Annotated in this window: 12 protein-coding genes and 1 pseudogene; 12 read left to right on the forward strand and 1 reads right to left on the reverse strand. The window is 46.1% G+C overall.

Annotation, left to right across the window (positions count from 1 at the left end):
* The first annotated feature begins 76 nt into the window (after positions 1-76).
* The 8 genes and pseudogenes from ACN6NF_RS10060 (at position 77) to ACN6NF_RS10095 (ending at position 6,234) form a co-directional block, all read left to right on the forward strand.
* Positions 77-829: a vWA domain-containing protein gene (locus tag ACN6NF_RS10060; protein WP_013370788.1), complete on the forward strand. Its 753-nt coding sequence runs from the start codon at positions 77-79 to the stop codon at positions 827-829.
* A 12-nt stretch (positions 830-841) separates the two neighbouring features.
* A complete protein-coding gene (locus ACN6NF_RS10065) occupies positions 842-1,678 on the forward strand; it encodes a hypothetical protein (RefSeq protein WP_016821033.1) in 837 nt (278 codons plus the stop codon).
* A 264-nt stretch (positions 1,679-1,942) separates the two neighbouring features.
* The gene (locus ACN6NF_RS10070; protein ID WP_017427968.1) at positions 1,943-2,752 is read left to right on the forward strand and encodes an SDR family oxidoreductase; all 810 of its coding nucleotides are present in this window, start codon (positions 1,943-1,945) and stop codon (positions 2,750-2,752) included.
* Positions 2,753-3,229: 477 nt separating this feature from the next.
* Positions 3,230-3,730 (forward strand): PadR family transcriptional regulator, encoded by a 501-nt coding sequence (locus ACN6NF_RS10075; protein WP_474317286.1) that lies wholly within the window; start codon positions 3,230-3,232, stop codon positions 3,728-3,730.
* 5 nt (positions 3,731-3,735) lie between these two features.
* On the forward strand, positions 3,736-3,990 hold the full coding sequence (locus ACN6NF_RS10080) for a hypothetical protein (protein ID WP_474317287.1): 255 nt from the start codon (positions 3,736-3,738) through the stop codon (positions 3,988-3,990).
* A complete protein-coding gene (locus tag ACN6NF_RS10085; RefSeq protein WP_474317290.1) occupies positions 3,918-5,114 on the forward strand; it encodes an MFS transporter in 1,197 nt (398 codons plus the stop codon). Before ACN6NF_RS10080 ends, ACN6NF_RS10085 begins: the two co-directional genes overlap by 73 nt.
* 529 nt (positions 5,115-5,643) lie before the next feature.
* Positions 5,644-5,743 (forward strand): annotated as a pseudogene (locus tag ACN6NF_RS10090) (XRE family transcriptional regulator); the annotation flags it as partial.
* A 116-nt stretch (positions 5,744-5,859) separates the two neighbouring features.
* Entirely contained in the window at positions 5,860-6,234 is a 375-nt protein-coding gene (locus tag ACN6NF_RS10095; RefSeq protein ID WP_430191792.1) for a DnaJ family domain-containing protein, read from the forward strand.
* A gap of 64 nt (positions 6,235-6,298) precedes the next feature.
* Here ACN6NF_RS10095 and gluQRS read toward each other — a convergent pair whose 3' ends face one another.
* Positions 6,299-7,294: a tRNA glutamyl-Q(34) synthetase GluQRS gene (gene gluQRS, locus ACN6NF_RS10100; RefSeq protein ID WP_474317292.1), complete on the reverse strand. Its 996-nt coding sequence runs from the start codon at positions 7,292-7,294 to the stop codon at positions 6,299-6,301.
* 341 nt (positions 7,295-7,635) lie between these two features.
* On the opposite strand from gluQRS, the gene hrpB reads away from it, so the two are divergent.
* The 4 genes from hrpB (at position 7,636) to ACN6NF_RS10120 (ending at position 12,992) form a co-directional block, all read left to right on the forward strand.
* On the forward strand, positions 7,636-10,164 hold the full coding sequence (hrpB, locus tag ACN6NF_RS10105; RefSeq protein ID WP_474317294.1) for an ATP-dependent helicase HrpB: 2,529 nt from the start codon (positions 7,636-7,638) through the stop codon (positions 10,162-10,164).
* Between the two features lie 119 nt (positions 10,165-10,283).
* Positions 10,284-10,868, forward strand: a complete 585-nt coding sequence (locus ACN6NF_RS10110) for a general stress protein (protein WP_013370825.1) — start codon at positions 10,284-10,286, stop codon at positions 10,866-10,868.
* A gap of 272 nt (positions 10,869-11,140) precedes the next feature.
* Complete coding sequence (locus ACN6NF_RS10115; protein WP_474317296.1) at positions 11,141-12,313, forward strand: acyltransferase; 1,173 nt, start codon at positions 11,141-11,143, stop codon at positions 12,311-12,313.
* Between the two features lie 316 nt (positions 12,314-12,629).
* Positions 12,630-12,992, forward strand: coding sequence for a replication termination protein (locus ACN6NF_RS10120; RefSeq protein ID WP_013310011.1), 363 nt, complete (start codon positions 12,630-12,632; stop codon positions 12,990-12,992).
* The last annotated feature ends 3 nt before the right edge of the window (positions 12,993-12,995 follow it).

Consider the following 12,995-nt stretch of genomic DNA (forward strand, 5'->3'; position numbering starts at 1 on the left):
TGTTTATATAATGGCGGAATGATAGATTAGGAAACAGATACAGATCGAAGGTAACTGAGGGGAGCATGTACAAACCATGAATTATACAATACAGGCTTCACAACGTACTCCCGCCCTGATCATTTACCTGATTGACATCAGCGCGTCGATGAACATGCTGATGGAAGGGCGGCGGCGTATTGACGTTGTATACGAAGCTATATCACTGGCGATCCGACAGATGGTTTTCCGATCGACCAAGGGAAATCGGTTGACTGCGCGCTATCGGATTGCAATTTTAGCTTATAGTGACGACGTATATGACCTGCTGAATGGTGTCAAGGGAATTGATGAAATCGCGGCTATTGGTTCGTTGCCTGATTTGACACCCAAACGATTCTCAGATTCAGCAAAGGCATTCTTGCAAGCTGAACGTATTTTGCAGGCGGAATTACCAGGGATGCAGGATTGTCCTGCACCTTTGGTCTGCCATATGACAGATGGTGTCTCCACAGGCGATGATCCGGAACCGATTGCGAAGCGCATTATGAACATGAGTGTACCAGATGGCAATGTACTGGTGGAAAATATATTTTTATCCGACAGGTTGCTGGAAACGCCTATTCAGGACCCCCGTCGCTGGAAAGGTCTGACGCATAATACGCCTTTGCAGGATGAACATGCTGTGAAACTGCGTAATATGTCTTCTGTGCTTCCTGAAAGCTATCGGGAAATGCTGTTTGAGGCAGATTATCAGTTAGGTGAAGGAGCCATAATGATGCTTCCTGGAACCTGTGCGGAACTGGTGTCCATTGGTTTTCAAATGTCAGCTGCAACGCCTGTACGGTAAGGAGGTAAAAGCATGAATCCACTGCTGTCCCTGCTCCCCACGAGCAAAAAAAAGGGATTGAATGCAAGGCTGACTCAGCAATTTGCTTACATAAGCTCTCAGACAGGCGATCAGCCTTTATCATCTCATCACAGTCGTTTTATGTGTCGTTATGGCTATGGAAGGTCTGCTGAATCTGCCAGTATGGGAGAAAGCGGACAGGATTTTGCCGCAGTACGTATTCATAAATCTGTCTGTTGTTTTGTCTTGTGTGATGGTGTCGGGCTCAGTTACCGAGGAGATTTTGCAGCTCGCTATCTGGGTTCTTCTTTACTGGATTGGATGGAACAGAGACAGGATCTGTCTGCTAATCAATTGAGGGAGTATCTTGAGCGTCTGGCAGGTGCAGCTACTGAGGAACTGGATCGGCAGCCTCTGGATCACGAATCAGGCTTAATGCGTTCAGTATTGGAAGATAAACGTCGACAGGGAAGCCAGTCCATGTATATTTGCGGTAAAATCGAACTGCCGAAACGAGGTACCCGTGGTCGTCTCCGACTTGCCTGGCAAGGGGATTCACGTTTGCGATTGTGGAACGGTACGGAAGAAATCAGCGAACTATTTGATCATACCTTCTCTACTGCGGAACGCTGGTCTACAAGCCGTGGACCAATTGGAGGGAAGCCGCATTGGTACGAAAGAAGCATACCCGCAGATATGCCAATGAGATTACAGGTATACACGGACGGTTTGTCCGATTTAGATCCTATTCGCGAGCCTGTCCCTGATGAGCAGATACAGGTATTACTTGATGCGTCTCATACCGGGGGACTTGATGATGATGCGGCATTTATTGAGCTGCAGTGGTAAATGAATAAGCCAAAGGACGTATGCATCCATATCGATGGTTGTAGAACGTCCTTTTTTGATGAATACATAGAAAAATGCGAATAGGCAAGATATTACGGAATGTAACGAGAGAGAAGAAGAAAAGATGCGCTAATGCACGAAATATTCGATCTTTTCCTGAATATCGCAGAGGAACAGCAAAAAATGCGCAAAAATGGTGATTATAAAGTATACCCTTTTGGGTAATCTTGTGATTATACAGATTATTGAAAGGGAGCGATACGTATGAGCTATACATATGCAGGAGGCGCGCGCTTTGAAGGCAAAACTGCTCTAATTACGGGGGCTGGTTCTGGCATTGGCAAGGCAACGGCTATTCAAATGGCTAGAGAAGGAGCAAATGTCGCTCTTTTTGACGTAAGTAATGATCGCATTTTGGAGACGGAAAGAGAAATTAATGCCATACGTGAAGGGTCAGCCCGGGCTTTTGACGTGGACATTGCCGATCCGGTGCGTGTTGAAAAAGCAGTGCTGGAAGCGGTTGAATTGTTTGGCGGGCTGCATATCATTTTTGCCAATGCGGGGATTAACGGGGTCGTCGGACCAATCGAGGAGCTGAGTATTGAGGATTGGCGGCAAACCTTGTCAACGAATCTGGATGGCACCTTCCTGACGGTGAAGTATACAATACCACATTTGAAAAAGAACGGTGGCGGCAGCATTATCATTACCAGCTCGATTAATGGAAATCAGCGTTTTACCAGCTTTGGGATGTCAGCCTATAGCACATCAAAGGCAGGTCAAACTGGTTTTGCTAAAATGGCGGCCCTAGAGCTGGCCAAGTTCCGTATTCGTGTCAATGTCATTTATCCAGGGGCCATTTCGACGAATATTGATGAAACCACGGAGAAATCGGAAGGGTTGAAGCAGATTACCATCCCTGTGCAATTTCCCGAGGGAGATCAGCCGTTAGCAGATGGACCGGGACAACCCGAACAGGTTGCTGATTTGGTGACATTTTTGGCGTCTGACCATTCGCGTCATATCACTGGCGCACAAATTGTGATTGACGGGGCAGAGTCGTTATTGTTTTAAAAAACAGAGCATTGTCTGGGATCGAGAGAGGTTTTGTGGTATCTTAAGTGTATTCTTACTGGTGATGCGAATGTAAAGCGCACATAAAAACCCCAGATCCTTCGCACCTAGAAATTTGTCGAAATAAATTTATATTCACCTTTAACGTTAGAAGTCAATAGTTGATTCAAGCTTTTTAAGCATCGTGTTTTCGAAAATGCAGGAATTGATACCATTAGGGTATTAATTCCTGCATTTTTGTTGTCGCATTCTATACGCGTGGGATTGGAGTCATCATATCGCCACCATTCGCGGTCGGTAGGATGCTTTGCCACATAGTGGCAATGGAGTATATTGACAAGGCGTAACGTACTGTGGCGAGATAAATTGAGATATAACATCTCTCTCAAACTGCCTAATACCTGCAAAAATAGTAAGCATCAGCTTTCCTTGAGCTATTGTAGTATCAACTCAAGATTCCTTTTTTTAGGTGAATTAATGGAAGAACCGCAAAGTGGTTATAGTTTACGTAATGCATTGCAAGCTACTTTAGGACGTCATAGAAAAATTAGCTATGGCGTGATTTATCCCCTACTTGAAAAATTAGAGAACAAAGGTTTTGTAGAAATAACTAATGTAGGATCAGACGGAAAAAATAAAAAAAATGCTACTATTACAGATAAAGGAAAGGAACGTTTTTTTGAACTAATGAAAATGCCTGTTCCAAGTGGGGCTCATAATGCTGATATCTATTTAATAAAGCTTGATGTGATGCAGCATCTTGCTTTAGATGAACAAATACAACTATTAGATCAGTTCTATCAGGAACAAAAAGATATCGTAGAAGATACGCAAGACGCGCTGCAAGAATTAGCTGAAGAAGATTCAAAAGATCACTGGTATGCAAGTAAGAGGTTTGAGTTACGACTACAGCAAGCAAATGTGGCAATTGAATGGATTGAAAAATTTAAACACGAATTAAAGAAAGGAGGGTGGTAAACAGAATGACCAAAGAAATAAAAATAGCCTTGTTAATGGCTGCGAGTCTCTTTATGGAGATTTTAGATGGAACAATTGTAACTACCGCACTACCTAAAATGGCTCAATATTTTCATACAGGTTCGGCAACAATTGCTTTACTCATCAGTGTGTATTTGATTACAGTTGCCGTTATCCCTTTGAGTGGATGGATGGCTATCGATTCGGGAAAAAGAAGATTTGGATTATTACTATTATTATTTTTACCCTTAGCTCATTAGGTAGTGCAGTAGCATCAAGCTTCACTTTCCTTTTAATAATGAGAATTATACAAGGAATTTCTGGTGCTTTATTGACACCTACAGCAAGACTGATTGTATTAGAAAAGACACCGCCCTCACAGCTATTGAAAATGTTTAGTTATCTCATTTGGCCTGCTCTTGTAGCACCCGCAATAGCACCATTGATTGGCGGATTTATTGTTACTTACTGGAGCTGGCAGTGGATTTTCCTGATCAATGTGCCAATAGGTTTAATTATCGTAATAATCGGTATGAAATTAATCGATACTGATAAGATAAATAAAACAACAACTTTTGATCTTTTGGGATTTTTAGAAATTACCTTTTCATCAAGTATAATTCTAGTTGGAGCAGAGCTAGCCACTCACGGAAAAAATTATTGGCTTAGTGCAATAGGGTTAATTGTCTTAGGAGTGATACTAGGATTTATAGTATTCAAGCACTTGGAAAAAGTAGACAATCCATTTTTTTCACTTGATGCATTAAAAATAACTTCTTTTAGAATCTGCCAGACAAGTGGTTCTGTTTTGTGGCTATGTGTTGGGGCATTGCCATACATCCTAACAATTTTTTTACAAACGGTCTTTCATTGGTCAGCAGTAAAAGCAGGTAGTTATGTATTATTTATTTTTATTGGAAATATTGGAATCAAACCTTTTACCAATGTAATTATTCGCAAACTAGGCTATCGTGGAGCGCTATTGTCATCATTTGTGATGATATTTATTACATCAATTGCTTTAGCTTTCATTCAAATGAATACTTTTCCCATTGTGATCATGTTTCTTGCATTAGTCTCAGGTGTAGGACGATCACTAGCCTTAACTGCTTACAGTGGACTGAGTTTTTCTGAAGTAGACACTAAAGATCGAAATAGTGCCAACACTTTGAATGCTGTCGTTTCAACATTAGCTCAAGGGATGGGAATATCACTTATGACAGTTGTTGTGGGTTTATTACAAATCTTCTTCCCAATTACTATCGCATATGGACTAGGTTTTGTCTTTCTTGGTCTATTGATGATATTCCCAGCAATTGAAGTACTGTTTCTACCTAAAAATATTGGTCATGCAACAATCGGCATTGCATATGTAAAACACTGAGTATGTTCTTGTACGGTTCTAATCTTCATCTCTTATCGTCTTAGAGTGGGTTTTGTCGGGAATTTTAGTGATACCCCCTCACTTCATGTACGTGCATGGATGACATGAAAAAAGAAGTCTCGCATTGTGACCCGCCCAGCAGTAAATAGTACAAATTCCCCCTTACTTTTGTGCAATAATTAACTAACATTGCTATGGTTGAAGTATAACTTAAGATAGGAGTTGCTTATGAGAAGTTTCATGAGTAAGTTTCTAAAGCGTTATGCATCGATTTTGCTGAGCTACGCAATAGTTATAGGATTATTTTACGCTTTGGGATATAAGATGAGCGTTATGGGCTTCTATGCAATTTTTATAGGAATTGTGATTGGATTAATAATCAACTTTGTATTATCAAGCTAGAGAAATAAACCTATGTATTCCTTGATTGCATCCACATCAGGGGATTTTTTATGTTATTAAAAGTTTACTTGGATCAATCCAATCATTTCAGGATGTCGCTCGTCCAACATGTCTCAATATGTGTAATCACACTCCTGCTAGCCGCTTATCCAATCTCATTCATGGAACACGCAAGGCCAAAAAATATAGAGAACAAGTATGTCAGTTTGCTTGGGATCGAAGAATAATCAGCTTTCTCCTACAGGAATACAGGACAACCTCATAATAATGTAAGCTATAGTGGCAAAGGACTCCAAGTTTATTTAATATAGATTGTACATAGGATGCTTAATACAAGGAGTAGATGAGAATGTTCTCTAGAATGGCAGAGCAGAAAATTGCCGAGGCGATGGCCAAAGGGGAGTTTGATCATTTGCCGGGAGCGGGCAAGCCACTGGTGATTGAGGATTTGTCACATGTTCCAGAAGAGCTACGGATGTCGTACAAGCTGTTGAAAAATGCAGGTATTTTACCGGAAGAGCTACAGCTGCAAAAGGAATGTGTCCAGCTACGTGATTTGCTTCACGCTTGTCATGAGGCAGGAGAGCAACAGCGAATCAGTCGCAGGCTGACTGAAAAATCACTTCGTCTTCGTATGCTGCTGGAGGAAAGAGGGCTAAATATGTCGTCTGTATTTTATGAATATGAGTCTGCTGTGCGTCAGCGACTGGAGGAATAACAGCGAAAGGAGCAAAGGGCAAAATGCCCTTGTCCACACACTTTGCTTTCCGTGTTTAATCTCATTACTGTTGCAGTGCAGATAACTTCGTGAGGCATTGCTTGGTCAGGAGGACTGGCCCCCGAGGCAGCTTGTCCAAATGAAAGCCATCGATTAAATCCACAGCCTTCACAGGTTCGGGTGAATCCAACAGCCCGGAAAAATAGGCGAGCCAGCCAATGACGGCTTCCGGTGTAATTCCTTGCCGGCGCATGGCTCGGAGCGCTACGCCACCATGTCGTTTGGCCAGTCTACGTCCATCAGGGCCCAGGACAAGGGGAACGTGTGCGAAACGTGGCGGCACTAAGCCCAGTGCTTGGTATAACAATAGCTGACGGGGAGTCGAATCGAGAAGATCATATCCGCGCAGCACATCGGTCATATGCATATCCGCATCATCGATGACGACGGCAAGCTGATAGGAAAACATGCCATCTGCCCGTTTGATGATAAAATCGCCCCCATCCGACGCACGGAAGGATACATGACCAGCTACCTGATCATGAAAAGAAATAATATCATCTGAATGCTGCGGTACTTTAAAACGAAGTGAAGGGAGTTTATGCTGTGCTTTAGCTAGAGCTTCTGAAGAGCTAAGGTTACGACATGTCCCTGAATATGCAGGTCCTTCACCCGACAGTCCGTGCGGAGCATGGGCGGTAGCCATAATGTCTGCCCGACTGCAAAAACAAGGATACAGTAAATCTTGCCCCTGGAGTTTCTCCAATGCAGATTGGAAGCGTTCCAGTCGCTGGCTCTGACTGTAAGGACCATAGGGACCGCCAATGTCGGGTCCTTCGTCCCAATCCAGCCCGATCCAGCGCAAATCCTCCATAATTCCTTGCGCCAATGCGCTGCGAGCTCGTGTCATATCAATATCTTCCATGCGCAAAATATAGGTTCCGCCTAGGGAACGAACATGCAGCCAGGATAATAAGGCGGTGCGAGCGTTTCCTAAGTGTATCCATCCCGATGGTGTTGGGGCGAATCGTCCTCTAATGGGTTGGGTTTGTAATTCCATACGAAGTTACCTCGATTCTGTATTCCGTGTTTCTACAATCCGTCCTTTAGCAATCCATATCAACCATATTATAAAACGATCTTGCCGCGAGTGCATCCCGACAAGTATGGGAGCTGGCACGGGAAAGTGTGCATACCTGCGAGGACCAGACGGCAAATTTAAATATCTGTATAATAGATTTAGAAGAATCAGGCAAGACAGGTGAGACGAAATCCTTGTGCTGTGGACCAGCTTAACATTTTTTATTCGCTTTTCAATAATTACAGATAGTGAAAAATTCACAATAGAAAAGAATTCAAACTTAGATTCTACGCCTCAAGCGTATCATTGGAGAGATTTCATTGACAGATAAACAATTGCCTATTACGCAAGTCATCCCCGAGCTTAAGCATGCCTTGCTATCCCATTCAGCGGCGGTCCTGATTGCACAGCCGGGAGCGGGGAAAACAACAGTAACACCATTAGAACTGCTGCATGAGCCGTGGCTGGCGGAGCAGAAGATAATTATGCTGGAGCCGCGACGTTTGGCAGCACGTGCGGCAGCAGCGAAAATGGCAAGGGCGCTAGGCGAGTCAACTGGGAAGACCGTGGGTTACCGCGTTCGTATGGATACAAAGGTAGGACCAAGCACGCGGATTGAAGTGGTTACGGAGGGCGTACTGACCCGGATGTTGCAACATGATCAGGCTTTGGAGGGAGTCGGTCTGATTATTTTTGATGAGTTTCACGAACGCAGCCTGCATGCAGATTTGGGATTAGCACTTACCCTGCAAAGTCAGGCGCTATTGCGACCGGATTTGAAGATATTGATCATGTCTGCCACCCTGGAGGCAGAGCCTGTATGCAGACTTTTAGGGGATGCACCATTACTGGAATGTCTAGGCACCGTATTTCCAGTAGAAACCTTTCATATGTCCAAGCCTTCGTCAACCTCATTAGAGTCTTTTACGGCTGAGATGGTAGAAAAGGCGCTTTATGCTCATGAAGGCGATTTACTGGTGTTTTTACCAGGGGCTAGAGAAATTCATAGAACAGAACGAGAACTGATGTCCAGAAATTTATCGGCCTCCGTCAAAATCATTCCGCTGTACGGCAGCATGAAGCTGGAGCAGCAGGATGAGGCAATACTTCCGTCGGCTCCGGGCAGCCGAAAGGTGGTACTGGCCACCTCGATTGCTGAGTCCAGCTTGACCATCGCCGGGATTACGGTGGTAATCGATAGCGGACTGTCACGGGAATCGGTGTTTTCTGCGCGAACCGGCATGAGCCGTTTGACCACCGTTAAGGTGTCCAAGGCCTCTGCCGACCAGCGGCGCGGGCGGGCGGGCCGTCTCCAGCCGGGCGTGTGCTACCGGCTGTGGAGTGCGCAGGAGCATGCCGCGCTCCCGGATGCCAGCCGCCCGGAAATCGCGGCGGCGGATCTGGCCCCGCTCGCGCTGGAGCTGGCGGCCTGGGGCGTGCGCGAGCCCGCCGAGCTGGGCTGGCTGGATGCCCCACCTGAGGCGGCGTACCGCCAGGCCACAGGTCTACTGCGCCAGCTTGGCTGCCTGGATGCCGCAGCCGACGGTACAGCACGCGGCATCACCGCTCATGGGCGCGAGGTATCCGCCTTGGGCACGCACCCGCGCTTAGGGCACATGCTGCTGCGCGCAGTAGCCCTTGGCTTGGCTCCGACTGCCAGCCGTCTGGCGGCGCTGCTGCAAGAGCGGGACCCGTTCCGTGCTCATGGCGGAACGGATTTGCGCCCGCGGCTCGATGCCCTGCGCGAGGCGGCTCACGCCCGTAGTACGCACAGCATGCTGGGAGCGGCAGACGATACGGTGATTCGTCGTATCGTGCAGGAGAGTCGGCAGCTGCTAGCCACGCTGCCGACCACAGCCGCAGTGCAGGACGAGCCTGACGGCTCCGCGGCCTGCGGGGTGCTGCTGGCCTTCGCATATCCGGATCGGATCGCGCAGGGCCGAGGGGATGGCCGCTTTTTGCTTAGCGGCGGTCGGGGAGCACGACTCCGACAAGTGGAGTGGATGTCGCGTTCGCCCTATCTCGTCGCCGCCGAAGTAGACGACGAGGGAGCAGATGGCGCCATTCAGTTGGCGGCACCGATTGAATTGCAAGAACTGATCCAGCATTGCAGTGATTTGCTGCTGGAACAAGCCAACGTATACTGGGATAGCTCCGCTTCAGCCGTGAGAGCCCGTAAGGTACTGCGGCTGGGCTCGCTTATCCTAAAGGAAGCGTCCTATGAGCGACCTCCGGCAGAGGAAATCTCTGCTGCCTTAATGCAGGGTGTCCGGGAACGTGGTCTCAAACTGCTGTCCTGGAATCGGCAAACCCTGCAGTTGCAGGCGCGTTTGATTTTTATGCACTTCTCTGCGCCCGAGGATTGGCCTGACAGCTCGGAATCCGCGCTGCTGGATTCACTGGAATCGTGGCTGCTGCCATTTGCAGTTGGTGCCAAAAATTTAGCTGATCTGCAAAGACTGGACGGTAGTGAATTGCTGCTTGGCAGATTGAATTGGGAACAGCGACAGCAGCTCGAACAGGAAGCACCGACGCATATACGCGTACCCAGTGGTTCTCGTATTCCTGTCGATTATTCTCAACCTGAGGCACCTTCGCTGGCCGTGAGACTACAAGAACTGTTCGGCATGAAGGATACGCCCCGTATTGGACGCGGACGAGTTCCGATTGTGTTGCACCTCCTGTCACCAGCCCAGCGACCTGTGCAAGTGACATCCGACCTGTCCAGCTTCTGGAGCGAGGCATATTTTGAAGTCAAAAAGGACCTAAAAGGAAGATACCCCAAGCATTATTGGCCAGATGATCCACTAGAAGCTGTGGCGACTAACAGAGCAAAGCCCAAGCGATAATCGGCAACCGAATCTGGAATAGACATCATCGCGAATTTTGTAAAATCGTTTAAACGTCAGGATAGTGGGGTAATAAAAAAACGAACCACTCAACAACAACATATTGGGAGGTAACTATCATGGCTAATAACTTAAACGATTATAATGAAAAGAAAATTGTTGGTGTTTTTGATACCGAGCAGGAAGCATCTCGTGCAATTGGACAATTGCAGAGCAAAGGCATCCCAAGCAGTGAAATTTCTGTGATCACACGTGACCGTGACGACTTAAGGACGATTAGTGAAGAGACAGGCACCAAAGCACCGGAGGGTGTGGCTACAGGAGCGGCTACTGGTGGTGTTGTAGGCGGTGTCGCTGGCTTGCTGGCAGGCATTGGTGCCTTGGCGATCCCAGGTATCGGACCTATTCTTGCTGCTGGACCTATCGCGGCTACCCTTACTGGAGCAGCTGTCGGAGCGGGAGCAGGTGGCTTGGTCGGTGGACTGGTCGGACTAGGCATTCCAGAAGATGATGCCCGTCAATACGAGACATACGTCGATCAGGGCAAGATTTTAGTGCTGGTGGATTCCGCTGATCATCACAGAGATGTTTATGATATTTTCCGCACCAATCGTTCTCTGAATGCGGATCGTTACAGAACATATGATGATACGGTGGCGGATACGCGGACAGATGCGTACACAGATACTAGAAGGAACCTGTAAACACCTCACGGCTAGTTGAAGACGTGTTTTAACAGGCTTTTCTATCTCCTTTGTATACAGGTTATTTCTACAGCAGCAGTCTCCCCGAGAGGGAAGACTGCTGCTTTTATGTGTTACCTACTTATTGAAACCACCTAAGTCAGATGAATGCTTTGGCTTGCATTGGCACGTTTATCCTCCTATATATTTTTATAGAATTGTCGTTATAATAGATTTGGGGATTTTACAAAAATCCTGGATTTATAAATTGCTAGATGCAACAGGAGAGTGACATGAGTCAAAAAGAGAGAATTTCCGAAGTTGCTTTGCTGAGAGGACTGGCTTTTGCAGCCGTTGTTCTTCAGCATTCCGTCGCACACTATGCGGTTGCGCAGGGGGCGCGCATCCAGGACGGAGTTGTGATGACACTATTACTGCTGTGTTCCAAATTTGCAGTGCCTGTGTTTGTGTTTATTACTGGAATGGTGTTATTTTACAATTATGATGGAGCCTTAAAATATGGAACGTTTTTACGTAAACGATTTATGGACATCATCGTTCCTTATATTATATGGTCTCTTTTATACGAGTTGGGGAATCAGCTTGCGCAAGGTGGAGGATTTATTCACCCGTTAGATTTTGTCCAGAAGCTGCTGAACGGGAAAAGCAGCTATCATCTATGGTATATCGTTATGATTATCCAATGTTATGTGTTATTTCCCGTGTTTCGTTATGCTGTACGTCGTTTGTCTGCGCTACTGCCTTCAACATGGCGACCCACCGCATTGGCTGGATTGGGCGTACTCTATATTTTGCTTATGTTCGCGGTTGGACCCGTATATCAAGTGATGGATCAGCTCCAGCTTCCCGTCATTTCTTCTTGGTTTACCATATATGCTGACCGGAATGTGATCTATTTTTTCTTTTATTTTATATTAGGAGCGGCAGCCGGGATGAACATCAAGCGTTGGAATGCTTGGGTCATCAAAGCACAGTTGGTATACTGGCCGTTGTTTATCGTGATAACAGGATATTTGCTATATGAGATGATTGGTCAGTTCCAGACGCCGCAAGGTACGGTTCTTTCCTTTAATTACTTGTCTCTGCTACGTCCGGTCATGGCTGTATATTGCATCACGTCTATTTTTGTAGCTTATCGGATAGCAACGTGGATTGCTCACAAGGGAGGGCGTGCGGCGAGGGTGCTAACGGCCATCGGAACATTGTCCTATGGAGCATATCTGATGCATGCCTTTATGTTGCGTGCAACCTACTATTTTGATAGTGAGTTGTTGGCTGATTGGAGCCACGTTCTTCGTACACTGGCTTCATTCGTTCTTTGTATGATCTTTTCCATTGCTGGAACATGGGTGCTGGCACATTTGCCTTTGGGTAAATGGATTGTGGGGCTTCGGATTCGTCCTCGTCCGGCAGGAAGTCCGCCAGCCATACAAAAGCAAGCTTGATTCAGCGATCAAGTTACATTATTTCACAAAAAGTATCCCGAAGCCCTCAGAAGAAGGCCGAGGGATACTTTTTTAAGTAATATTATGTTATTTCAACATATGAAAAATTCACAATAAAAAATCATAAAATCTCCTCAGCGCTATGCACACTACCCTAAAATGCTTCATTCCATAGCTCTCGTCATCTTAACACCGGTCACAAGGGAGGGAGAATTCTCGTAAGCTCTCATATTTATGAAAGGAAATAGTCTATGGACGCAGAGTGGTTTATAATGGAAGATAAGAGACTTGAATAAGGTGTAGAGGAGGTTGTGAAATGGCGTTTATGATATCCCAGCGGGCTTTTATCAAAATTTATCTGATCACTATGGTAGAGAGGCATCGCGGATATGGATATCAGATGCTCGAATCGATGAAAGATGAGTTTAGTGGTTTCGGATATGTTCCGCCTCAAAGCGAGGTCTACCGGGCACTGCATGAACTGGTTCAGGAAGGCGTTTTTTACCGTACCAAACGATTAAAAGGAACAGACCCGCGTGTAGATTTCCAGGAGATTGTGCTCTATCATTTCACAGACGATGGAGAGGAGAAAGCTCGGCTGTACAAAAAGCAGGTCAAAGCCGACCTGGACCGTTGCTTAGGTATGCTGCATAAAGCGGAACAAGACAACTATTCCTGACGA

This window comes from Paenibacillus sp. TSM33 (assembly GCF_056099025.1).

What these genes read in the sequence shown, in the direction of transcription:
- ACN6NF_RS10060 (WP_013370788.1), top strand. Translation starts at nt 77, where the DNA reads ATGAATTATACAATACAGGCTTCACAACGTACTCCCGCCCTGATCATT.
- ACN6NF_RS10065 (WP_016821033.1), top strand. Translation starts at nt 842, where the DNA reads ATGAATCCACTGCTGTCCCTGCTCCCCACGAGCAAAAAAAAGGGATTG.
- ACN6NF_RS10070 (WP_017427968.1), top strand. Translation starts at nt 1,943, where the DNA reads ATGAGCTATACATATGCAGGAGGCGCGCGCTTTGAAGGCAAAACTGCT.
- ACN6NF_RS10075 (WP_474317286.1), top strand. Translation starts at nt 3,230, where the DNA reads ATGGAAGAACCGCAAAGTGGTTATAGTTTACGTAATGCATTGCAAGCT.
- ACN6NF_RS10080 (WP_474317287.1), top strand. Translation starts at nt 3,736, where the DNA reads ATGACCAAAGAAATAAAAATAGCCTTGTTAATGGCTGCGAGTCTCTTT.
- ACN6NF_RS10085 (WP_474317290.1), top strand. Translation starts at nt 3,918, where the DNA reads ATGGATGGCTATCGATTCGGGAAAAAGAAGATTTGGATTATTACTATT.
- ACN6NF_RS10095 (WP_430191792.1), top strand. Translation starts at nt 5,860, where the DNA reads ATGAGAATGTTCTCTAGAATGGCAGAGCAGAAAATTGCCGAGGCGATG.
- gluQRS (WP_474317292.1), bottom strand. Translation starts at nt 7,294, where the DNA reads ATGGAATTACAAACCCAACCCATTAGAGGACGATTCGCCCCAACACCA.
- ACN6NF_RS10110 (WP_013370825.1), top strand. Translation starts at nt 10,284, where the DNA reads ATGGCTAATAACTTAAACGATTATAATGAAAAGAAAATTGTTGGTGTT.
- ACN6NF_RS10115 (WP_474317296.1), top strand. Translation starts at nt 11,141, where the DNA reads ATGAGTCAAAAAGAGAGAATTTCCGAAGTTGCTTTGCTGAGAGGACTG.
- ACN6NF_RS10120 (WP_013310011.1), top strand. Translation starts at nt 12,630, where the DNA reads ATGGCGTTTATGATATCCCAGCGGGCTTTTATCAAAATTTATCTGATC.